The sequence below is a fragment of the Streptomyces sp. NPDC022910 genome, assembly GCF_055561075.1.
The window spans coordinates 13,715-34,486 of record NZ_JBVHHL010000007.1 but is presented as its reverse complement, the minus strand read 5'-3'; the positions used below and the strand labels follow the sequence as shown (position 1 = coordinate 34,486).

Annotated in this window: 22 protein-coding genes and 1 pseudogene; 14 read left to right on the top strand and 9 right to left on the bottom strand. The window is 70.1% G+C overall.

Annotated elements, in window-relative coordinates:
- Positions 1–14 precede the first annotated feature (14 nt).
- Positions 15–980 (bottom strand): ArsR/SmtB family transcription factor, encoded by a 966-nt coding sequence (locus ACZ3TS_RS09180; RefSeq protein ID WP_467615245.1) that lies wholly within the window; start codon positions 978–980, stop codon positions 15–17.
- A gap of 78 nt (positions 981–1,058) precedes the next feature.
- Here ACZ3TS_RS09180 and ACZ3TS_RS09175 point away from each other — a divergent pair, with 78 nt between their 5' ends.
- Positions 1,059–2,270 (top strand): MFS transporter, encoded by a 1,212-nt coding sequence (locus ACZ3TS_RS09175; RefSeq protein ID WP_467615242.1) that lies wholly within the window; start codon positions 1,059–1,061, stop codon positions 2,268–2,270.
- A 227-nt stretch (positions 2,271–2,497) separates the two neighbouring features.
- On the opposite strand, the gene ACZ3TS_RS09170 is transcribed toward ACZ3TS_RS09175, so the two are convergent.
- Both ACZ3TS_RS09170 and ACZ3TS_RS09165 read right to left on the bottom strand, forming a co-directional pair.
- Complete coding sequence (locus tag ACZ3TS_RS09170; protein ID WP_467615240.1) at positions 2,498–3,382, bottom strand: slipin family protein; 885 nt, start codon at positions 3,380–3,382, stop codon at positions 2,498–2,500.
- Between the two features lie 83 nt (positions 3,383–3,465).
- Positions 3,466–3,618, bottom strand: a complete 153-nt coding sequence (locus ACZ3TS_RS09165; RefSeq protein WP_467615707.1) for a hypothetical protein — start codon at positions 3,616–3,618, stop codon at positions 3,466–3,468.
- 92 nt (positions 3,619–3,710) lie between these two features.
- Here ACZ3TS_RS09165 and ACZ3TS_RS09160 point away from each other — a divergent pair, with 92 nt between their 5' ends.
- The 9 genes from ACZ3TS_RS09160 to ACZ3TS_RS09120 all read left to right on the top strand — a co-directional run bounded on the left by ACZ3TS_RS09160 (position 3,711) and on the right by ACZ3TS_RS09120 (position 10,975).
- Positions 3,711–4,154 (top strand): GNAT family N-acetyltransferase, encoded by a 444-nt coding sequence (locus ACZ3TS_RS09160; RefSeq protein WP_467615237.1) that lies wholly within the window; start codon positions 3,711–3,713, stop codon positions 4,152–4,154.
- A 101-nt stretch (positions 4,155–4,255) separates the two neighbouring features.
- Positions 4,256–4,489: a hypothetical protein gene (locus ACZ3TS_RS09155; RefSeq protein WP_467615234.1), complete on the top strand. Its 234-nt coding sequence runs from the start codon at positions 4,256–4,258 to the stop codon at positions 4,487–4,489.
- A gap of 33 nt (positions 4,490–4,522) precedes the next feature.
- Positions 4,523–4,954, top strand: a complete 432-nt coding sequence (locus ACZ3TS_RS09150; protein WP_467615232.1) for a DUF6233 domain-containing protein — start codon at positions 4,523–4,525, stop codon at positions 4,952–4,954.
- 471 nt (positions 4,955–5,425) lie between these two features.
- A complete protein-coding gene (locus tag ACZ3TS_RS09145) occupies positions 5,426–5,803 on the top strand; it encodes a sortase-dependent protein (protein WP_467615229.1) in 378 nt (125 codons plus the stop codon).
- Positions 5,800–6,411, top strand: coding sequence for a class F sortase (locus ACZ3TS_RS09140; RefSeq protein ID WP_467615227.1), 612 nt, complete (start codon positions 5,800–5,802; stop codon positions 6,409–6,411). Before ACZ3TS_RS09145 ends, ACZ3TS_RS09140 begins: the two co-directional genes overlap by 4 nt.
- Before the next feature lie 89 nt (positions 6,412–6,500).
- Positions 6,501–6,992, top strand: coding sequence for an RNA polymerase sigma factor (locus tag ACZ3TS_RS09135; protein WP_467615225.1), 492 nt, complete (start codon positions 6,501–6,503; stop codon positions 6,990–6,992).
- The gene (locus ACZ3TS_RS09130) at positions 6,976–7,470 is read left to right on the top strand and encodes a hypothetical protein (RefSeq protein ID WP_467615222.1); all 495 of its coding nucleotides are present in this window, start codon (positions 6,976–6,978) and stop codon (positions 7,468–7,470) included. The genes ACZ3TS_RS09135 and ACZ3TS_RS09130 overlap by 17 nt, the downstream gene beginning before the upstream one ends.
- A gap of 249 nt (positions 7,471–7,719) precedes the next feature.
- A complete protein-coding gene (locus ACZ3TS_RS09125) occupies positions 7,720–8,448 on the top strand; it encodes a DUF6333 family protein (protein WP_467615220.1) in 729 nt (242 codons plus the stop codon).
- Positions 8,449–8,707: 259 nt separating this feature from the next.
- Positions 8,708–10,975 carry a hypothetical protein gene (locus ACZ3TS_RS09120; protein ID WP_467615218.1) on the top strand — a complete coding sequence of 756 codons (2,268 nt, stop codon included), beginning with the start codon at positions 8,708–8,710 and terminating at the stop codon, positions 10,973–10,975.
- 763 nt (positions 10,976–11,738) lie between these two features.
- On the opposite strand, the gene ACZ3TS_RS09115 is transcribed toward ACZ3TS_RS09120, so the two are convergent.
- Positions 11,739–12,725 (bottom strand): ArsR/SmtB family transcription factor, encoded by a 987-nt coding sequence (locus ACZ3TS_RS09115; protein ID WP_467615215.1) that lies wholly within the window; start codon positions 12,723–12,725, stop codon positions 11,739–11,741.
- 184 nt (positions 12,726–12,909) lie between these two features.
- Between ACZ3TS_RS09115 and ACZ3TS_RS09110 the strand changes: the two genes are divergently transcribed.
- Both ACZ3TS_RS09110 and ACZ3TS_RS09105 read left to right on the top strand, forming a co-directional pair.
- Positions 12,910–14,304: an alpha/beta fold hydrolase gene (locus ACZ3TS_RS09110; RefSeq protein WP_467615212.1), complete on the top strand. Its 1,395-nt coding sequence runs from the start codon at positions 12,910–12,912 to the stop codon at positions 14,302–14,304.
- Between the two features lie 349 nt (positions 14,305–14,653).
- Positions 14,654–15,445, top strand: coding sequence for a DUF6445 family protein (locus ACZ3TS_RS09105; protein WP_467615209.1), 792 nt, complete (start codon positions 14,654–14,656; stop codon positions 15,443–15,445).
- A gap of 267 nt (positions 15,446–15,712) precedes the next feature.
- Here the strand turns inward: ACZ3TS_RS09105 and ACZ3TS_RS09100 are convergent, their stop codons facing one another.
- From ACZ3TS_RS09100 to ACZ3TS_RS09090, 3 genes and pseudogenes are all read right to left on the bottom strand, one after another.
- Complete coding sequence (locus tag ACZ3TS_RS09100; RefSeq protein WP_467615206.1) at positions 15,713–16,096, bottom strand: hypothetical protein; 384 nt, start codon at positions 16,094–16,096, stop codon at positions 15,713–15,715.
- A pseudogene (locus tag ACZ3TS_RS09095) lies at positions 16,096–16,239 on the bottom strand (IS481 family transposase); the annotation flags it as partial. The pseudogene ACZ3TS_RS09095 and the gene ACZ3TS_RS09100, both read right to left, overlap by 1 nt.
- Positions 16,240–16,361: 122 nt before the next feature.
- Complete coding sequence (locus ACZ3TS_RS09090; RefSeq protein ID WP_467615204.1) at positions 16,362–17,249, bottom strand: prohibitin family protein; 888 nt, start codon at positions 17,247–17,249, stop codon at positions 16,362–16,364.
- Positions 17,250–17,927: 678 nt separating this feature from the next.
- Here ACZ3TS_RS09090 and ACZ3TS_RS09085 point away from each other — a divergent pair.
- Positions 17,928–18,449: a hypothetical protein gene (locus tag ACZ3TS_RS09085; protein ID WP_467615202.1), complete on the top strand. Its 522-nt coding sequence runs from the start codon at positions 17,928–17,930 to the stop codon at positions 18,447–18,449.
- A 93-nt stretch (positions 18,450–18,542) separates the two neighbouring features.
- Here ACZ3TS_RS09085 and ACZ3TS_RS09080 read toward each other — a convergent pair whose 3' ends face one another.
- Positions 18,543–18,776 carry a hypothetical protein gene (locus ACZ3TS_RS09080; protein WP_467615199.1) on the bottom strand — a complete coding sequence of 78 codons (234 nt, stop codon included), beginning with the start codon at positions 18,774–18,776 and terminating at the stop codon, positions 18,543–18,545.
- A 219-nt stretch (positions 18,777–18,995) separates the two neighbouring features.
- Here ACZ3TS_RS09080 and ACZ3TS_RS09075 point away from each other — a divergent pair, with 219 nt between their 5' ends.
- Positions 18,996–19,478: a DUF5994 family protein gene (locus ACZ3TS_RS09075; protein ID WP_467615197.1), complete on the top strand. Its 483-nt coding sequence runs from the start codon at positions 18,996–18,998 to the stop codon at positions 19,476–19,478.
- Positions 19,479–19,480: 2 nt separating this feature from the next.
- Here the strand turns inward: ACZ3TS_RS09075 and ACZ3TS_RS09070 are convergent, their stop codons facing one another.
- On the bottom strand, positions 19,481–20,674 hold the full coding sequence (locus tag ACZ3TS_RS09070) for a PP2C family protein-serine/threonine phosphatase (protein WP_467615704.1): 1,194 nt from the start codon (positions 20,672–20,674) through the stop codon (positions 19,481–19,483).
- Between the last annotated feature and the right edge of the window lie 98 nt (positions 20,675–20,772).

The following is a 20,772-nucleotide window of genomic DNA, read 5'->3' as shown; positions in this document are numbered from 1 at the left end:
TCATGACGTGCCCGTCATTCCCGCTGCGCTGTGACGAGCACCTCACCGGCGGCCGTACGGGAGTACAGCACCGACCGGCCCGCCCTCCTCCGCTCCACCAGCCGCGCGTCCAGCAGCACCTTGAGGTGCCGCCCGACGGAGCCGAGCCGCTGCCCGGTCACGGCGACCAACTGGCTGGTGCTCATGGGGGAGTCGAGCAGGACGAGGACCCCGGCCCTGGCCGGTCCGAGCAGCGCGCCGAGGCTTGCCGGCACCGCCGCACCAGGCCCCTGGGCGAGCACGCCCGCGCACGGATAGACGACGGCGTACCGGTCGGGTTCCTCCCAGGACACCCAGCCGGTCTGCGGGGTGACGGGGACGAAGACCAGCTCGGCGCCGGAGATTTCGCGCGGCGGGTTCTCGTGGAGGTTGACCTGGAGCCGGTTCCCGCCGAGCCAGCGCGTCCGACCCGGCCACAGGGTGTCCACGGCGGCCGCCCAGCCGCCCCGGCCGAGTCGCGCGGTCCGGGCGACCACGTCGGCCTCCAGGATGCGCCGCCGCCGGTCCCAGTACGGTCGTACGGTCCGCGTCCACACGTAGGTCAGGAGATCGGCGGCGCGTTCGGGCAGGTCGTCGCGGTCCAGGCGGACGGGGAGCGGGCCGCGCAGGGACACCTCGAGGTGGGTGCGGGCCTCGGCGGGAGACACGGCGCGGACCCGGGCGACGCCCTCCTCGAAGGTCTCCTCGCCTCTCGGGGTGGGGGTGAGGAAGTCCGCGATCCACTCTTTGCCCAGACCGCTGCGGACGAGGAGCGCGGTGACGGGATCGGCGGCCAGCCGCCGACGGTAGGCGGGCAGGTGGGCGTCGAGCCAGGCCCGTTCCCCGGGGTGGGAGGCGGCGGACGCGTGCAGCAGCTTCAGGCTCGCGAAGACCTCGGCGAGCGGCGACAGCACGAACCGGCTCCCGGCGAGGGTGTCGGCATTGACGTACCAGAGACCCATGGCGCGTATGCCCTCCCAAGGTTTCGCGTGTGCGCGAAACATTAACGGCCGCCGACGGAGCCTGCTCAGACTCCGCGCATGCGCAGCTACTCCGATCTCTTCCGCACCCGGGAGTTCACCCCGTTCTTCCTGTCCACCTCCCTCCAGACTGCCGCCTCGACGGTCGGCGGTCTGGCCCTCGGCACGCTGGTGTACCGCGCCACCGACTCGCCGCTGCTCTCGGCGGTCAGCATGTTCGGACCGCAGCTGGCGCAGGTCGTGGGCGCGACGACGCTGCTGTCGGCGGCGGACCGGCTGCCGCCGCGGGCGACGCTGGCCGGCATCGCGTGCGCGTTCGCGGCCGGTACGGCGGCGATGGCGGCGCCCGGACTGCCGGTCGGTGCGGTCTTCGCGCTGGTCCTGCTCCTGGGGCTGGTGCAGTCGCTCGGCGGTGGGGTCCGCTGGGGGCTGCTGAACGAGATCCTGTCCAAGGACGGCTATCTGCTGGGCCGTTCCGTCTTCAACATGATGAACGGGCTCATGCAGATCGCCGGGTACGCGACGGGCGGCGTGCTGGTGGCGGTCCTGTCCCCGCGGTCGACACTGCTGATCGCGTCGGCGCTGTACCTGGCGGCGGCTGTGGGAACCCGGTTCGGCCTGACCCGCCGCGCCCCTCGCACCTCCGGTCGTCCGTCGGTCGCGCAGACCTGGCGCACCAACGCGCTGCTGTGGTCGTCCCCGGAGCGCCGGACGACCTACCTCCTCCTGTGGATTCCCAACGGCCTGGTCGTCGGCTGCGAGTCGCTGTACGTCTCGTACGCACCGGACCGTGCCGGCGCGCTGTTCGCGTGCGCGGCGTTCGGGATGTTCGTGGGGGACGTGGCAACGGGCCGCATCCTCCCGCCCGCCGTGCGCCGTCGCCTCGGCATCCCGTTGCTGCTGCTCCTGGCGACCCCGTACCTGCTGTTCGCGCTGCGTCCCGCCGTCCCCGTCGCGGCGGTCTGTGTGGCGCTGGCATCGGTCGGCTTCGGTGCGAGCCTCGTCCAGCAGGAACGCCTGATGCGCCTGACCCCGGAGGAACTCAGCGGCCACGCCCTCGGCCTGCACTCGGCGGGCATGCTGACGATGCAGGGCGTGAGCGCGGCACTGGCCGGGACAGTGGCCCAACTCAGCGCGCCAGGGGCGGCGATGACGGTGATGGCGGCGGCGTCGGTCACGGCGACGCTGACGCTGGCCGCCTCGGCCCGGCGCCGGCAGCCGCGCGGGGCCGTCGGAGTTCTCGACGCGGCAGGGGTGGAGGGCCCGCGATGAGGCGGCACTTCGGGACGAGCACCGCCTGATCGCGGCCGGGTCACGGCACATCGAGGTCCGGGACTTCGGGACGAGCACCGCCTGATCGCGGCCGGGGGCCGGGCCGTTCGCTCTCCGACCGGCAGGCATGCGGTCCACGAGGTGCGGTATCCGTTTCGGCTCCGTGACCCGGCCCACCGGTCGAGGGCGGTCGGGCCACGGAACATCGAGGTCCGGGAACGCTCGCCTCAGCTCTCGCCGCCGCCCGCCTCGCTCGTCGGCGCCAAAGCCGCCGTCGACAGACGCGGGTCCGTGGGCGGCTGGGCCTGCGCAGCCGTGCCGTTGCCCTCCCGCGGTTCCTCCTCGTACCCGAGCTTGCGGGCCGCCCGGTCGAAGTACCGCAGCAGTTCCACCGGGAACGGCATCACGAGCGTCGAGTTCTTCTCGGCGGCGACCTCCACGACCGTCTGGAGGAGCCGGAGCTGCATCGCCTCCGGGGTGTCCGACATGATGCGGGACGCGTTCGCGAGCTGCCGGGCCGCCTGGAACTCGCCGTCCGCGGTGATGACCCGGGCCCGCCGCTCGCGTTCGGCCTCGGCCTGCCGGGACATGGACCGCTTGAGGGACTCCGGGAGTTGTACATCCTTGATCTCGACGCGGTCGATGTGGACGCCCCACCCGGCGGCCGGGCTGTCGATCATCAGAGCGAGCCCCTCGTGCAGCCGTTCGCGGTCGGACAGCAGGTCGTCGAGATCGCTCTTGCCGATGATGGACCGGAGCGAGGACTGGGCGACCTGCCCGACGGCGAACACGTAGTCCTGGACCTCGATGGCGGCCCGCAACGGGTCGGTCACCCGGAAGTACACGACGGCGTCGACCTTCACCGAGACGTTGTCCTTGGTGATGCCTTCCTGAGTGGGCACCGGCATGGTCACCACCTGCACGTTCACCTTCCGCATCCGGTCGGCGAACGGGATCAGGAACGTGACGCCCGGCTGCCGGTGGTGAGGCAGCGCCTTCCCCCAGCGGAACACGACCCCGCGCTCGACCTGGTTGACCACCCGCATCCCACTGCGCAGCACGAGCAGGGCCAACACGGCCACCAGCACGACCGCGACGACGGTGCCTTCCATGGCACTTCACTTCCCTCACAGGGTGTCGAAGAGTGACACTCAAGTGGACATCTGGGACCGGATCTTCGGATGCGGGAAGCGCGTCAGGACTTCGTCAAGAAAACGAGTGTCCGACCGGTCCGGTGCACAGCCCGTCTCACCCCCGGCTCCCGGCGGAAGCCGTCCGTGTCGGACACCAGCAGCTTCATCGTGCGGTTCGGGATGTCGATGAGGACGCGGTCGCCGCCCTGGACCAGGGCGATGGCGCCACCTGCACACGGCTCTGGTCGTCGTACGCCGATGTTCCCTCCGGGAGCCCGAGAAGTCCGGCGCGGTAGCGTGGACGATCATGGCGGACTGGGATATTCGGCCGGCGTCGATGTCGGACGTCGAGGCGGTGGCCGAGTTGCGCGCAAGGGTGCTGCGGGCGGATCTGGAACGACTCGGGCGGTACGACGCGCAGCGGGTGCGGCAGCGGCTGCGAGACGGATTCGACCCGGTCCACACCCGGGTGATCGAGGTGGGCGGTGCGTTCGCCGGCTGCGTGGCGCTGCGACCGGCCGAGAACTCCTACTGGCTGGAGCACTTCTACCTGGCCCCGCATCTGCAGGGCCGCGGTATCGGTTCGGGCGTGCTGCGCGAGCTGCTGGAGCGGTGTGACCGCGGCGGTGTTCTCGTCCGGTTGAACGTGCTGCAGGGCAGTCCGGCCCGACGGCTGTACGAGCGGCACGGGTTCACCGTCGAGACCGAGGATCCGGTGGACGTGTTCATGGTGCGCAAGCCGCCCCCATGAGGGTCGAGCCGGTCAACTGAGGCGCTCGACGGCCGACTGGCGTGCTCAGTCACGGACGGTCGCGCGGTGGTGCTCTCATGATGGCGTACAAAATCGAACACGTGATTGAATTAGTTATGCGACCGTTTCCCGACGACCTCGTCCAGGCACAGCAGGAGTGGAGCGCCACCTACCGGCAGCTCGCCGAGCGGCCCGGCCGGACCGCGCTGCGACGGCGGCTGTACCGGCTGTCGAGCGAGGTGCTCTTCCACCCGTACTGGCAGGAGCGGGGGCGGACCGCGGCGGCGTGGTGGGAGCTGCGGAACCTGAGGCCGGGAGGAAGGAGCCGGAGGTGAGCAGCTTCGTCCCGCGCGACGGCGGTGCGGGCCATGTCCGAGCTGCCGCCTGATGCACCGCGGCTCCGGGCGATCCTCGCGTTCCTCGAAGAACAGATCGCCGAGAGCGAGACCGTCGGCATCTATCTCCGTCTCCAGCGTGACGCCGTGAGGGAGGCGCTGGCCCGCGTCGAAGGCGGGCCGGCGCCCGGACGCTCACGTCCGGATGCGCCGGGACCGCGCCGCGCCGCACTGCCGTCCTTCGCACCGAACCGGAGCCGGCGGCACACGGCGGGGTTTGCCGTCCAGCAGAAACGCACGCCCGACGGACCCGGGCCGGCCGTGATCCATACGCACGACTGCACGATGATCGAGGGCACCGCTCACCCGATCGGAGATCACGAAGCCCGCGTCGCGCTCACGGATCCGAACATCGAGCCGTGTGCGTTCTGCCGCCCGGACAGCGAGCTGGGGGTCCTGGACTGAGGCCAGCCGACCCTGGTCGCCGGGGGAGTTGTGAAGAGAGGGTTGGTCGCCTGCCCCGAGGCGCCGCCGGACGGCGGGTCGGGGACGGTCGACTGCGGTACCTCGCGGCGCACGACCACCCGCGGCGCCCGCCGGACCATGGCGATGATCGCCCTGGCCCCGCACGTGCCGCCGCCGGCGGGCTCGGTGACCGTCCTTCGGGTTGTCTCCGGGCCGCACACCACGACCGAAGCGCGGCCCGATCCGCTGCGTCCGCTCTTCTCCTTCGCCCCGCCGGTCTGCCGTGCCCGCCCCGAAGATGGCCCGCTCCCGCTACGGCCCAGCCTGGCGGCCCTGTCCGTGCCCGTCCGTGGGCGACCGCAGCGACTTTGCCATCTCTTTACAACCTGCTCCGTCGCTGCCTCGTCTCTCCGCTCGATCCGTCACTCAGCCCGCCGAATACCGGGCGGACCGACGAAAGAGAGCGATTCAATGCGCCGAACTGTCCTCAGCGCCATGGCACTTGCGTGCACCGCCGTGCTGGCGAGCACCGTGCCCGCCTTCGCCGACGGGCCGAGCCCGGTCCCCACGACTCGTCCGACCGCGACCGCCGCCCCGACCGCTGACGCCTCGGCTCCCGGCGCCGCACCGACCCGGGCGCCGGCCACCGCCGCGCCGGCTCCGAGTGCCGTACCGTCCCGGGGCCAGGTCTCCGTCGTACCGAAGGGAGCGCCCCGCACCGGAGTGGTGGCGGTGTCCTCACAGTCCGGGGCCGAGGGCGGGCTGCTCGGCGGGGGCGCTGCCGCGGTGCTCGTCATGGGCGGCGCGGCGGTCTTCGTCGTACGCCGTCGGTGGGCGACCGGGGCATGACCCCGCTCTCCAGGCGCGCATTCGCCACCGCCGCGATGGCCTCGCTGCTCGTGGGCTGCGGCGGCCACGGGGCGGGCCAGGCCACGAGCGCACCTCCCAGGAGTACGCCACCGCCCTCGTCGGCCTCCGCGAAGGCGGCGCACGCCCTTGGACGTTCGGTCCCGGTCCGGCTGCGGATCCCGGCCATCGGGGTCGACACCCCGGTCATACGGCTGGGGTTGGCGGCGGACGGCAGTGTGCAGGTGCCCCCGGTCACGGCGCACGACCGGGCGGGCTGGTACCGGTACTCGCCTGCACCGGGTCAGGTCGGCCCGTCGGTCATCCTCGGCCACGTCACGGTCGGCGCCTACGGGGACGGGGTCTTCCGGCACCTCACGAGGCTGCACCGGGGCGACCGGATCGTGGCGCGCCTGGAGAACGGCACGGCGGTAGTGTTCGCCGTCAGTGCCGTACGGACGGTCGCCAGGGCGGACTTCCCGGCGGAGGACGTCTACGGGGACGTGGACCGCCCGGAGCTGCGGCTCATCACGTGCGGCGGCCCCCGCACCGGCGACGGATACCTCGACAACGTGATCGTCTTCGCCGCGCTGAGCTCCGCGAGCCCCTGACCCTCCCGATCCCGGATCCCGGGCCGATGGAACGTACGCCGACGGCCCGGGGTCCTTCCCCACGAGTGCCATCACGACCCTGGAGAGCGTTGAAGCGGTCCCGTGACAAGGCGGCGTCCGAGCTGTTCGCCGCCCTCTACCCCCGCCTCGCCGGCTGGTGCCGCCGTCTCGTCGACGACGACGAGACGGCCCACGAGATCGCCTCGGAGGCGTTCACGCGGCTCTGGGCCCGCTGGACGTCCGTGGAGGAGCCCCGCGGTTTCCTCTACGTCACCGCGGCCAACCTGGTCCGGGACCACTGGCGCAAGCTGGAGCGCGAGCGCAATGCGGTGCGCCGGGCCACATCGGAAGCCGCCGTCCGCCCCCACACCGAACAGGCCGACCCCTCGGTACGCCTGCTCGTGCAGTCGCTGCCGGAACGACTGCGCGTCCCGATCCTGCTGCACTACTACGCTGACATGCCGATCCGGGAGGTGTCCGTGCTGACCGGGCGCAAGGAAGGAACCATCAAGGCCGACCTCCACGCGGCCCGAGAACTGCTCCGCGCCCACCTGAGGAGAAGCCTTGACCACTCACTCTGACGACGGCCCGGAGTTCGAACCCGACGACCCCCTCGCGGTGATCCTGCGGCCGACCTCCGACCCTCTCGGCCCGCCCCCCGGACGATACGAGGCCATCCGCCGCGCCGCGGCCCGCCGCCGCCTGCTCCGCGCCGCGGCCGGGGTCGGTGTGTCCTGCGCCGTGGCCGTCCTCGTCGCGCTGCCGTTCCGCCTGGCGGCACCCGAAACACCGGCATCTCCGACGGTCCCTCTCGCCCCGCCGCCCGTGAGCAGCCATGCCGCGTCCCCCACACCATCGGCGCCCCCCACCCCGTCGGCGTCGCCCGAACGTGTCAGTCCCCGCCCCACCACGCGGCCCTCCACCGACAACTCCGTCACCGCGGGCAGTTCGGCCGTCCCCACCCGCATACCTTCGCCGACACCGACCTCGCCACGGGTGGAGCCGTCGGCGGGTGGGACCGGCGCCGTGGCCACACCCGAAAGCGGCAGCCGTCCGTAGGCCGTCGGCTGACCAGCCACCCCGCCGGTCCGGCCCGCAGCACCACCATGCGGGCCGGGTCCGGCGCTGATGGCCCATGACATGCAGCTCGGCTTCCTGGATCAGATACAACCGGCTTCGTGTATGGGCCATCCACGGCACCTGATCTCAGCCCTCGCTACCGTGGCGCCCTTGAGACTCTCCTCCCTCAAGGGCGGGGCCTCTCAGGGCTCGCGCCGTGATCCTTCCTGATTCCACGGAGGTAATCCGATGACTGACAACGACGTCTGGGAGTCCCCGCCGGACCAACGCATCGCACAGCACGGGGAGTTCAGGCTCACCCTCGTCGAGCGGCCCTTCCCCACCGGCGAAGGGGTTCTGCCCGCTCATGACCCGGTACGGGCACGGGAGTTCGCCGCTGCCTTCGGCACCATCGACACGGTCGTGGAGGAGGTCGACCGGATCGAGGCGACCGAGCGGCCTCCCTTCGCCACTCGTGCGGACCTCGACCTGGTCAGCGTCGGATGCTGGGGAGCGGTGACCGAGATCAACGATCCTGCCCTGGTGTTCACCGGGGGAACCTTCCCCCTCGCGGAGCAGGCGGACGAGCTGGCCGAGCGCTTCCCCGGAGCAGTCGTCATCGGCTCGGCGACGATCGACTACAACGTGACCTACGGCACCCACGTGATCTACCACCCGGACGGGGCGCGCCTGTTCGCCGCAGGGTGGAGCGGAGAGGGGGACTGGGACTGCGAAGGCACACCGCAAGAGGTCGTCAACGCCTTCGGAATCGGCCCCGATGCCCTGGAACGGCAGGACATCGACATCAATGCCCGGCCCGGTGCCTTCTCCTGGGAAGGTCTGACGCGGCTCGCCCTCCAGCGCGTCAGCCCGCTGCTCCGCAAAGGCCGCACCCTGTCCGTGTTCCGCGTCCGGCACACCGAAGAGACCACTGGGGACCTGGAAGACACCTGGATCGGCGAGTTCGACGAGTTCTGACGGTAACGATCCGGAAACACACGTGAAGTTGGCGTGGACATGCCGCGTTAACCCCGCGAACCTCAACGGGCTCACCTCATAGAGTGCCAACAGCTGGCGCATCAGGACCAGATGACCTCTGCGTCCACGACGCCGCGTACCTCTTCTGCCGAACGACGGATTCCCACGGGGGAAATTAGTGAGCATTCAATTACATCGACCTGCGCGCCCCAGGCGCGCGTGGGCGCGCATAGCGATCGCCCTCAGCGCTGCGGCAGTCGTGACCCTGACCGGCCTGCCCGTCCTCGACGAGGCGGAGGCCGCGAAGGCGCCCAACGTCAAGCCGGTGCGGTGCGACGAGAAGTTCCTCGGCAGGAAGTTCCCCTCCACCCCGGCCAACTCCGGGCCGCCGGACAGCCTTCCTTACGACGCGTGGCCGAACGACGAGAACTACACGTACGACAACCCCGCGAAGGCGTATGACGGGGTGCTGCCGCCGACCGACGCCCAGCGCAAGGCCGCGGGAACGAACTACCGCCAGTGGCAGCGCAAGTACAACAAGACGAAGAACCCTGCGGACAAGGTCATGGAGATCTACGCCCGCTACAACAAGCAGTACGACAGCCCGACGGGCTTCCAGGACTTCAAGCGCTTCCTCGACGTGCGCTACATCGGGGCTTATGGCAACCCGCGCAGGGGTGAGGCGTTCGAGGCCCGCATGGTCAAGAAGTACAACATGATCGGCCCCGACTGGTGGTGCCAGGACCCGATCGAGTACACCGACCCTGACACCGGCGAGAAGCGCACCCGGGTCGTGGACGCACACGACCGGCGCACCGAGCGCAAGGTCGAGATGAAGTCCAACGGCAGGATCGAGAGCGACCAGCTCAAGGCCGACCGGCAGATCGCCAAGGAGAGGCCGAAGTCGACGTTCCGGTATCTGACCGGCGCCAAGACCGAGGAGTCGACGCGGGACAAGATCAAGCAGTTCGACGACGACCTCAAGCGGGACCGGGGCACCAGCCGCACCCAGGCCGGGATCAACGAACGCCGGTCGAACGCCATCGAGCGCACCCAGAAGCCGAACGTCTACACCAACTTCGACAAGCGGTTCAACCCCGATCCGCTCAAGGGCGGCCGGGGGCCGATCATCGACCAGGCCCTTCGGTCCGGGAAGACGGTCGAGGAAGCGCGCCGGCTTCAGGCGATGTACAACCAGAACAACCGCGGCGGCTACTTCGGCCGCGGGCCGGGCGGCATCGACTTCTCCACCATGGAGATCAACTACGTCGGCACTCCCGTCAAGGGCAAGGGCCTCGACTATTCGATGAAGGCCGACTACATCAAGAACCCGGACGAGAACCCCGGCTACGGCGGTGACGCCAAGCTCCAGCTCGCCTCGGACGCCTTCTTCACCTGGCTCGCCCTGACCCCGGACAAGTTCTGGGTCAACCTCAACCCGATCCGCCCCGACCTGATCATGGACAAGGAGTTCGCCAAGACCGACGCCGGGCGCGTCCTGCTGGAGGCCGACCTGACCCTCAAGCACGACTACGCGGATGCGATGAACCCCGACAAGTACGAGCGCGGGGAACGTTTCTGGCGGGAAGCCCCCCGCACCCCGGAAGGCATGCCGTGCCTGCCCATCATCCGCCAGTGGATCACCCCGAAGCCTGCGAAGATCCGAGAGCAGGACGGTGGTATCTACATCCTGGACGCGCCGCTGAAGGTCAACATGGAGGTCCCGACCGGACCCGACGTGCCGCCCAGCACCTGCAAGCTGACCGAGGACCAGACCAAGCAGGCCGAGGCCCTGATCCTCAGGGTGATCCAGCCGGAGCTCGAGCGCCGCGTCAACGAGGACAAGTCCTACGCAGACCTGCGCCGCGTCTACTCCTCGCGGGTGGCCGCCGAGTACATCCGCCGCCAGGACGCGGTCAGCCCCACCGACTTCCGCAAGATCATCAACAGCAACGACGTCAAGCGGTGGCCGCTCAGGGGCGAGAACAAGGACTGGGACAAGAAGACCGTCTACGACAAGTACGTCGACTCGTTCAAGAACGGCGACTACAAGTTCGAGCGCGTCTACGACGGCAAGGTGTGGATCCTGTCCATGGGCGGGGTCGACTTCTCCAAGGCGCCGAAGCGGAACATCAGCCGCACCGAGTTCAACACGCAGCACCGTGGCTTGGACAAGACCACCAAGACGTCCGTCCAGGCCGAGGTGACCTACCAGGACAGTGAGACCGCCTACCTCGGCGGGACCACCTCCGACCAGCCCACCAGCCCGGAGGAGCCGAAGCCGACGCCGACCCCGTCCGGCTCGGGTGCCCCCAAGCCGACCGACAACCCGTCGACGCCGGCACCCGACCCGTCCACGCCCGGCGGTGACAAGACGACTCCGCCGGCGACGGACCCGGACGGTGACCTCGCTCACACCGGTAACAACACCCCTGTCGGCCTGATCACCGCTGTGGCCGCGGCGCTCGCCGTGGCAGGCGGCGCGCTGACGTGGTGGATGCGACGCCGCAGGGCCGCAGGACGTTAGCCCCTCTACGGCGTCTTCACACGCGCGCTGTCCCCCGCACCCGTCCCAGGGTGCGGGGGACAGCCATTTCCGCGCTCTCGTAGCACCTGGACCCCTACGTATCGTCTCGCGCGGGATGCGCGACGACTTCGCATGGGCCGACGGCCTGAAAAGAAGGCGTCAGTTCCGAGTGGACCTTCCGTCGTTGCGCCGGAACCCCCAGTACCCTTCGTCGGTGCGCGGTCCCGTTGCCCGGGCTCTGCCTTGCGCCTCGGCTCTGGCAGCGGAGGCGGCAGGCAACTGCTCGCGCCAAGGCGGGGGAGACGTGGCTGGCGGGAGCCCCTTCGTCCCGGATGTGCGGGGATGGTGGGACCGCCGACGTGGCAGACGCGCATGGCAGGATTCCCCGATGGCTCTTTCGCCGCGCCCTGTCGACACCGTCGTGGGCGCCGAACCCTGGCCTGAAACCGGCCAGTACGACCTGCCCGTGGGCCGATACTCGGTGGTGATCCACTTGATCGCATGGGAGGACGAACCGGGCAGCGTCAACGACGATGGCACCCCGTCCGGGACTGCCCTCTCCGACTTCGTCGCCCTCATCGACCAGCCGCGCCGGAGCGGGACGACTTCCGTTCCGCTGTGGAGACCTTCGACCTGGCGGAAGACTGACCGCCAAGGGCAACGTCAGGTCTCACCGGACGCCGAGCCGCCGAGCCTCGAACAGGGACGCACGAAGGTCGACGCACGAAGTTCGGTGAACGGGTGGCGGCACCGTGGGCCGTGTCTACCGGCTTTCCGCCAGCCGGGATCCCGCCGGAGTGCGGCGATAGAGCACCGCCCGTCCGGACCGGGCGCGTACGACGAGACCTGCCCGGTGCAGCACGCCCAGGTGGTACGACACCGTGGCGGGACTGAGGAAGTGACGTGCCGCGAGTTGTGCGGTGGAAGCCGGTCGCGCCAGCGCCGCGAGCAGCCCGGCGCGGGTGGGTCCGAGCAGCCTGGCCAGCTCGGTGGAGGGGGCCGTCGGCGCGGTGGCCCTGTCGCGCACGGGATAGGCCACCATCGGCGGCCTCTGTCCGTCCCGCACCGGGTCCACGGCCACGCCCGGACCCGCCGCCACCAGCGACGGCACCACGACCACGAGGGGCACGGCCATCTCCACCGTGAACCGGCTGTCTACGCTCAGCGTGCCGTCGGCCCACCGGATGCCGGGGTGCAGCGAGTTGAAGAGCCCGGCCGCGCCGCGCCGGGCCAGCACACCGGCGCACCGGTCGACCTCCGATTCGAGGGCGGTCTTCGCGTCCTCCCAGTGTGGGGCGAAGGCCAGGTCCCAGTAGCGCCGCAGTTCCTCCGCGGCCTGCCGGGCGACGTACCAGCCCCCGCGGGCCATCGCCCGTCGCACCTCCGGCGGTAGTTCCGATCCGGTCAGGCCGTTGCACGGGCGGCCGTCGCGGAGCGCTTCCAGCTCGCCCACGACCCGCTCGGGCGGGGTGGCCCGGACCCGCTCCAGCTCCTCCTCGATGGTGGGCGAGGGCCCGGACGGATGCGGACTGAGGAAGTCCGGCACATAACCGCCGCCGTCCAGGGCCAGCGCCGACAGCAGCGGCAGCGGCGCACGGCGCAGCACGCGCCGGGCGCGCGTGACCCATGGATCGGCGTCCGAGCCCGGGCGCAAGCCCCAGGGCAGCAGCGTCGCCGCGACCTCGTGCAACGGCGAGACCGCGAAGCGGGAGCGGGCCAGCCCGGTGGCGTCCACGGTGAGTTCGATCACGGTCCCCCCGCTGTCCTTTGTCCCCTGTCCCTTCGAACCTGCTCGAATCGTGGCACGGAAGCTCGCCCGGTGGGCCTGCTCGGCGCAGTCTGGTGGCCGATGGAGACGAGGGGGCGCGGAGGCGCGCGAGGACCGGGGGGTGCCGGGGATGCGGGGACCACGGAGGGGCGAAAAGGTACGGGGGATGCGGAGGCCCAGTGCGCTGGCGACGGTCGCGCTGGCCGCCGGCGTGCTGATGCTGTCAGGGACGTGCACGTCGACGGCGCAGGACCGGGCAGCCGCGGCGTCGGCCGGGGGGAGCGGGGGGCTCTCCGGCGTCGCGGCCTGCCCCGGCCTGGAGGGCTTCAGCTGCGGCACGCTGACGGTCCCGCTCGACCACAGCGGCGGCGTGCAGGACCAGTTGGACCTGAAGGTCGCGACGGCGGACAACGAGAAGGCCCCGAAGGGCGTACTGCTGTTCCTGACGGGCGGCCCGGGGCAGCCGGGCGTGCCGTTCGTGGAAGGTCTGAGCAAGAAGCTGACGCCATTGCTGAAGGACTACCGCCTCGTCATGATCGACCAGCGCGGCACCGGCGCGGGCGCGCTGCAATGCCCGCAGCTGCAGAAGGAGATGGGGTCGTCCGATCTCACGCCGCCCACCGCGCGGGCGGTGACGGACTGCGCCGAGGCCATCGGCTCCGACCGCCGCTTCTACAGCACGAGTGACACGGTCGCCGACCTGGAGCTGCTGCGCCGGGCGCTGGGCGTGCGGAAGATGACGCTCGACGGTGTCTCGTACGGCACGTACACCGCCGAGCGGTACGCCCTGGCGTACCCGCAGCACGTGGCGCGGCTGGTACTGGACTCGGTGGTGCCGCAGACCGGCTACGACCCGATGGACCGCGCTGCCATGCGAGCGGCGCCGCGCGTGCTGACGGCGGCATGCGAGGCGATCGGCTGCCGTACGGACCCGGCGGCGGATCTGGCCAAGGTGGTGGACACGTACGACAACGGCGTCGACGTCCTGGACGCGCTGACCACCTGGGAGTTCGTGGACCCGGACTACGCGGCGATGATCGACGCCCTGCACCAGGCAGCGGGCGGCGCCCCCGCAGCGCTGCGGAGCCTGATCGCAGGTGTACGGCAGGGAAGCGCGGCGACCGCGGAGGAGCTGAGCCAGGGGCTGCACGCCTCGACCCTGTGCCTGGACGGGCGCTATCCGTGGGGCAGGTCGGACACACCGGTGGCGGGGCGCCAGGAGGCGCTGGAGAAGGCGGCCGCGGACCTGACCCCTGCCGACTACGGCCCCTTCGACGCGGGCACGGCGACGGGCCTCGGCTCGATGCTCAGCTGTCTGCACTGGCCGCGCACGCCGGTGCCGCCGCTGCCGTCGGAGCACCGCCGGCTTCCGGGCGTGCCGGTACTGCTGCTCGGCGGGGACCGGGACCTGTCGACGCCGCTGGAATGGCTGTACGACCAGAAGAGGCTGACGCCGCGAGCTCAGGTCGTGGTGGTGCCGGGTGCCGCACACTCGGTGCAGAGCAGGGCGGCGAGCGACAAGGGCCGTCAGGCGGTGTTCGACTTCCTCTTGAGGCGCTGACCACGAGGTGGCTCACCGCGCGATCGATGATGAGGCCCCCACAGGCGAACCGGGTGGGGGTCTCGTCTGCCGGTCAGTGGGTCGCGAGTCGTCGGCGTCAGCGATCGTCGGCGATCAGCCCGGCCGTGTTGGGTTGGTTGGGGCTCACCGTCCCCCGCCAAGTCCCCGTCAACGGAAGGTTTCCGCGATCCACTTGGCGCGCAGCTGACCTCCGGGCAGCAGGACGGTCGGCACGAGCTGACCGGCGATTGCGCCGATTTGGGTACTTATGCTGCGAAACCTGGCAGTTGCGAGGAGTCGACCCGTAATCTGCGAGCGTCAGTCAGAGTACGGCGAAGGAAGTCCGGACATGTCGTTCAACCCGGGGGAGCAGGTCAACTTCGGCGGTGAGGTCGCCGTCGTGCTGGAGGACCACGGTGACGGTGGCTACCTGATCGCCAGTGGCCCGACAGAGCTGCCGATCGTGGTCCCCGCCCAAACCCTCAGGGACGCGCAGCGCAGGCCCGCCGCCAAGCAGATGTTCACCCCCACCCCACCGCACCTGCTCTCCGTGGACGACTTCCTCGACGACCCGGACGAGGTACGCAAGATCGCGCTCAGCGCCAGTTACCACGCCGATCTGCAGTACTTCAAAGGTCTGCGCAGCGACCACCGGTTCCTCTGGCCCGGCCTGCGCGAGGAGTTCTCGCGGCTGCTCGGCACTCCGGTCACCGAATGGCTCAGCCACAACGCCAACGGCGTCTTCCAGCAGACCGCGCACGACGACCCGCTGGTCTGGCACCACGACACGCAGAGCTACGCCGCCGCGATCTACCTGAATCCGAACCCGCCTGCCGGTGCCGGCACCAGCTTCTGGCGCGACAAGACCCATGGCTGCCGGCGTGCGCCCAACCACCCGAAGGAAGAGACGCGCCTCGGCAGCCCCGAGGCCGTCGAGGCCGCACGCTCGGTCGTCTACGACCCGTACAACCTCGAGCACGAGGACAACTGGGAGCTGATCGAGTCGATCTCCGGCGAGTACAACCGGCTGGTGATCTGGGACGCGAAGCTCATGCACTCGGCCACGTCGTACAAGCACTTCGCCGGTGAGCACGGCACCCACCGTCTGGTGCAGCTCTTCTTCTTCGACATCGACGTCTGAGCTTGACATTTGCCCACAATGCCGTTGGCCTTCGGCTGAGTTGTCGGTTCGACGCTCTGTCGTGGTTGCCGCCTCCCGAGTGACCCGTCGGAGAGGCTGAGGCGAGGTCTGCGCTGATGCCAGACCATCTGGCCAGGCTCCTGCACGTCGTGCACGACACGCAGCGAGAGGCGATCCGCCACATGGACCGGCTGCCGAAGCGCCCCCTGCCGGCCGCCTGAGACGCGACTGCGTCAAATGTTGCCGTCAAAAGGCCCCGGGTGAGGTTCAGCTCCGCCGCGGGCAACGCCTCGGCCCGCCGCTCGCGGGTGCGAGCGCCGACCAGCGGCACGATGTCCTCGCCTCCTTGGCATGCCCCCAGTCCCACCGGATCACCGCGAGGTTCATGCGCATGGCTGCCTCGCCGAACAGGTCGCCTTCGGCCACGGCTGCTTCCAGCGCCGTCTGTGTGACGGCCTGCCAGGTCGCCCGCGGCAGATGAAGCCAGAAAAGGCCGAACAGTACGGAGATCAGGTGCCAGGCGACGGGGCGGGGACCGTGCCGGCCGGCGTGGTGGATGACGGCTAGCAGATTCGCCCGCTCGGCATCCAGCCACGCACCGGCGGCGGACGGAAGACCCGGGAGGCCGTCGGCGGCGAGGGTGTCGGGCACCGGTGCACGGTGGAGGGCACCAGGCGCAGCAGGTGCGCGATGCGGGCCGGTCCCCAGCGGCGCAGGACGCGGAGCTTGACGATGCGCCGCTCGGTGCGGGTCGGCGTCCTGCGCGGGCGGGTGCGGGGGCAGCTGGAGCGGTCACGGACCAGGAGGCGGCGCCGGCAGGTCGTTCTCAGTGGCATGGCCGCCGGTACCACCACGGAAGTCGCCATCACCTTGTCGTGGGCCAAGACGCCTGCGCAGGGCGTAGCTGGAGTTCTGGCTAATTCTTGCTGCTGTCCACGATGACCGGCGTGCCGCCCGAGTCCGTACCGCACGGCACCGCGTACACCGGGTTGGCTTTGGCGGCCTCCTTGTAGGCCTCCAGGCACTGGTTGTACAGCACCTTGTCGCTCAGTGACCGCTCGATGATCTTGTTGGCGCGGGCGATGCCCTCCGCCTCGATCCGCTTGCGGTCCGCCTCCGCCTTGGCCGTACGCGACGCCTCGACGGCCCGCTCGGTGGCCTGCTGCTGCTGGATCTTCTTGTCGATCTGGTCCTGCAGCTTGTCCGACGGCTTCACATTGCGCAGGTTGACGGCGGTGACGTCGATCCCGCGCGGCGCCAGGCGCTCCTTGACGAGGTCCTCGATCTCCGAGCCGATCTGCTCGCGTGCGGAGGCGTAGCCCTCCTCGCTGGTGTGCTTCGCGAAGACATTGCGGATGATCTCGCGGCTGTCCGGCAGCACCAGCCGCTCCTGGATGGCCTCTTCGCTGCCCGCCAGCCGGTACAGCGCGACCGCCTTCGCCGGTACCGCGGCCCACTTGATGGTGACGTCCGCGTACAGCACACCGCCCTGCGAGGAGCGGACCTCGACCACGTCCTTGTCGTAGAGGTTGAGGTCCACCGGGCGGGTGGAGAAGGACGTGACGTCGGTGAACGGCGACTTGAAGTGGACACCGGAAACCAGTGGCGTGCCGACTCTCCCAAAGGTCACCGGCACGCCGACCTCATAGGCGCTCACGACAATGACAGAGGCGAAGACGCCGGCCAGCACACCTCCCACGACGCTGAGCGCCGCCCCGAGCTTCCAGCCCCCGGCGGTGCGGCCGCGGCCAACGAGAAAGAGCACGACCGCCGCTATGAGCAGCAGGATGGACAGCACGAACACAGGTAATCCCCCTCCGGAAACGGATCCGCGCCGCCTCGGGGGCGACGCGCAGCGCATCGTAACGGGCCCCTGATCCCGGAGGCAGTACGCAGTCCTCTGTGGATCGTCCGGGACGGCGCGGAGCACGCTGTACGCCGCGCCCGGCAGCACGCCCTCGCGGCCCAGCCGGGACACCAGGACCGCGTCGGCAGGCCGCCCTCGCCCGCCTTGACGTGAACAGTCACCTGAACACCGCCAACCCCCTGACAGGACTGGCAGTTGACGGCCCATACCGAAACGATCGGGAAGGTGACGATGGGAACGCGGCACTCAGTTGGTCCATCGCGGCGGTCGCCGCTCTCGCCTGCCTGCCGCCTGAGGGTCGTTGCCGTCAAAACGCCCCGTACCATCCCGGCCCGAGGCGATTCCTCTGGTCAAGCTTGTGCCCGCGGCAGGATTCGAACCTGCGCACTGGCTTCAGGAGTTTGATCCGGGCCCGCTTCGGCTGCCGTCATCGGCTGGTGCGACAGCCGGACAGAGACGCTGATGTACGTCCCCGTCCGACGTCGTTGATGAAGCCAATTGGTGATGTCAGTCGGGCGGGCGCTCGCCTTCGCCCTACCTTCGCGGTACAGCGGGCGGTACGTGGAGCTGCTTGGTGAGAGGCGTGTCGTGCCCCCTCACCGGCAGACTGTGCGCATGGCGAATTCGTACGCCCAACCGATCCTGAGGACTGTGGACCTGGCCGAGGCCCTCCGAGTGGCACGGCAGCTTCTGGAGTTGGCCGATACGAGCACCATCGAGGTGGACTTTGAGGCTGTCGCCCGGACTCCACAGGAGTTGAAGAGGCTGCTCGCCCAGATGCCGGAGGCCGAATGGTGGGCGTACGGACCGGACAGGTTCGGCTCTTCAGATGACGGCGACCTCCCCTCCGACCACCTGCCGGTGTTCCTGCGCGACTGGTGTCGGCCGGTCTCCGCGGTGGAGGCGTTTTTGTCTGTTGCGGGGAGCGCTCCGGTGACGGTCCGCTGGGACTTCGGCGGATGGCCGGCGGCGCCGGAAATCGGCCTCGGCCCGGGCGGGACCCGTGGCGCGTACGTCAACAGTCCTGTCCCGAGGGCTACAGCTGGCAGACCCCTGACTATGACCCGGACGCCAAGATCTGCCGGAAGGACGGTGCGCCCGACCCTGAACCGTCCGAGACGACCACACCGCCCGTGATCCTGAGTGATCGTCGCCGCCCGTGATCCTGAGCGATCGTCGCCGCCCGTAGGAGGAGAGATGCCGCGTCTCAGGGAGGAGAGATGCCGCGTCTCAGCGCCCCCACACGTCTGACCCGCCGCCACGCCATTCGATGAGGTCCGCGGTCGCCTCGACGAGGTCCGGGGCCGTCAGGTCCACCTCGGTCCAACCCTCGATGCCTGCGCGTTCGAGGAACACGCTGAGATCTTGCAGGCTGTATGCCGTGCCGAGTATCACTCCGTCCACGCGCACACGCCGCCCGCCGAACTCGGACGGCGGGTACACGATCACGCGCCGCTTGGTCATAGCACCAGCCTCGCGCGCGGGCGCCAGAGGCGCATGCTCACGATGTGTGCGACTTCGTCACGCTCCGGGATGACGCCAAGCCGAGTCCGTTCTGGCCGGCTGGCTGCCCGGGACATGGCGAATCTGGAAAATCGGCGCCCATGGCACGAGGAGTAGCGTGGAAAGGGCGAGGCGAGGCGAGTCCCGTGATCGCACCGATTCCGAAGGCGGGTGGTCCTCATGACCGGCTCCGATGCGCAGCCTGTTTCCCGGCAGCTGCCCAGTGGCGTTCATGAGGCCGTGCAGCCGGGGTCTGCGTTGCTCCGGCTGGAGACCACGGAGTCGCGCGAAGGCGTCCTCGACGGTGCATGGTGGCCGCGGTCGCGCGACATCGGTGCCGAGCTGCCCGCGCTGCTGAGCGCCCTCACCGGTCATCTCGGCCCCGCCACGCGCGTCGGTCTGGACACCACGGCCTGGGAAGAGCTCCCGACGCGGATCGTCGTCGACGACCGGGTGGTGCACATCGACTCCTTTCCGCTGGGCGACGACACCGTGCTGATCACCCGAGGTGACAAGGACATCTTCTCGCTGCTGGTGGTTCCGCCGGACACAGCACCCGAGGCAGCCCGCGCCGCGATGGCTCAGGCCGTCCGGGCCGACAACGTCACCCAGGCGAATCAGATACTCATCGACACCGGAAGCGCGCAGGTGCCGCCGGAGTGAGGTCAGCCGCGCCACTCCACCAGGAGCAGCGTCGCGTCATCCGTGGTGTGTCCGCCCCGCGCCCGCTTGAGCGTGTGGGACAGGGAGCGTGCCACCGCCCGGATTCCGCGGCCGGTTCTGTCCAACTGGTTCACCCAGTCGATCAGCTGGGCCTCCCCGAACTCCTCCTCCCCGGTCTCGTGCTCCTCGATCAGTCCGTCGGTGAAGCAGAGGAGGCGGTCCCCCTGCTCCAGCTTCATCTCGCTCAGCTGCGGCTCCAGACCGCCGAAGCCGACAGGGAGGGTCGTCGGACCGGTCAGCCGGAGCGCGACGCGATGATCACGGACGAGCATCGGTGACGGGTGTCCGGCGTTGACCCACTGAAGATGTCCGGTCGTGGTGTCCAGCTGCAGCATCTGCGCGGTGACGAAGTGCTCGGGGCCGAACTGGTCCGCCACTGCGCGGTCCATGAAGGCGTAGATCTCCGGCAGTCCGGTGCCGGCGCGGCGGGCGTGACGGTAGGCGCCGATGGCCACGGTCGCCATCGTGGCCGCGTCCAGACCGTGGCCCATCGCGTCGATCATGGCCACGTGGAGGACGTCTCCGTTCAGGGCGTAGTCGAAGCTGTCACCCGCCACGTCATAGGCGGGTTCCAGGATCCCGGCCACGGCGACCCGAGGCATGATCATCGCCAGCGGTGGCAGCAGGGCCCACTGGATCTCGGCGGCGACGCTCATCGGTTCACCGCGTCGGACACCGAAGAAGAGGTCGGAGTAGCCGTGCTTGGTCACCAGTAGGTCGGCCACCAGGCCGGCGATCCTGCGCAGTATGCGGCGGTCGCCGTCATCGACGCTGTCCAACGTCACTGCCATGACCCCGACCTGGTCGCCGCCGTCCAGCAGCGGCAGGAGGATCCGCACGCCGTCGTCTTCGGGCAGCTCGACGGGGCGAGCGTCGAGAAAGCAGCGGCCCGCCTCGGAGTCGTCGATCACCTGCGGTTCGCCGTCCGTGAGGCCGTCGCCGGGCAGGGGTACGAGCAGCAGTTGGCCGTAGTCCTGCAGCAGCACCTGCGGCCGACGGCCCCCGAGCCGCTCCACCACGTCAGCGACCAATGGTCCGATGAGATGGGGCGGCAGTTCATGCGCGCGATCGAGGACCTCTCCCAGCAGAGCTTCCCCAAAGCTCTCGGAGCGCTCCGCACGCTGTCCGGCCGTCATCGCCTCACCCGCCATGATCCGAGCCGATCGGAGCGGCGGGCTGGGACGGCGCAGGGTCTGCCAGTGCCGTCGCTCCATCGACGGGTCGTAGACGCCCC

Excerpts from the sequence above, each read along its gene's own strand:
- ACZ3TS_RS09180 (WP_467615245.1), bottom strand. The coding sequence starts at position 980 with ATGGGTCTCTGGTACGTCAATGCCGACACCCTCGCCGGGAGCCGGTTC.
- ACZ3TS_RS09175 (WP_467615242.1), top strand. The coding sequence starts at position 1,059 with ATGCGCAGCTACTCCGATCTCTTCCGCACCCGGGAGTTCACCCCGTTC.
- ACZ3TS_RS09170 (WP_467615240.1), bottom strand. The coding sequence starts at position 3,382 with ATGGAAGGCACCGTCGTCGCGGTCGTGCTGGTGGCCGTGTTGGCCCTG.
- ACZ3TS_RS09160 (WP_467615237.1), top strand. The coding sequence starts at position 3,711 with ATGGCGGACTGGGATATTCGGCCGGCGTCGATGTCGGACGTCGAGGCG.
- ACZ3TS_RS09150 (WP_467615232.1), top strand. The coding sequence starts at position 4,523 with ATGTCCGAGCTGCCGCCTGATGCACCGCGGCTCCGGGCGATCCTCGCG.
- ACZ3TS_RS09145 (WP_467615229.1), top strand. The coding sequence starts at position 5,426 with ATGCGCCGAACTGTCCTCAGCGCCATGGCACTTGCGTGCACCGCCGTG.
- ACZ3TS_RS09140 (WP_467615227.1), top strand. The coding sequence starts at position 5,800 with ATGACCCCGCTCTCCAGGCGCGCATTCGCCACCGCCGCGATGGCCTCG.
- ACZ3TS_RS09125 (WP_467615220.1), top strand. The coding sequence starts at position 7,720 with ATGACTGACAACGACGTCTGGGAGTCCCCGCCGGACCAACGCATCGCA.
- ACZ3TS_RS09110 (WP_467615212.1), top strand. The coding sequence starts at position 12,910 with ATGCGGAGGCCCAGTGCGCTGGCGACGGTCGCGCTGGCCGCCGGCGTG.
- ACZ3TS_RS09105 (WP_467615209.1), top strand. The coding sequence starts at position 14,654 with ATGTCGTTCAACCCGGGGGAGCAGGTCAACTTCGGCGGTGAGGTCGCC.
- ACZ3TS_RS09085 (WP_467615202.1), top strand. The coding sequence starts at position 17,928 with ATGGCGAATTCGTACGCCCAACCGATCCTGAGGACTGTGGACCTGGCC.
- ACZ3TS_RS09080 (WP_467615199.1), bottom strand. The coding sequence starts at position 18,776 with ATGACCAAGCGGCGCGTGATCGTGTACCCGCCGTCCGAGTTCGGCGGG.
- ACZ3TS_RS09075 (WP_467615197.1), top strand. The coding sequence starts at position 18,996 with ATGACCGGCTCCGATGCGCAGCCTGTTTCCCGGCAGCTGCCCAGTGGC.
- ACZ3TS_RS09070 (WP_467615704.1), bottom strand. The coding sequence starts at position 20,674 with ATGACGGCCGGACAGCGTGCGGAGCGCTCCGAGAGCTTTGGGGAAGCT.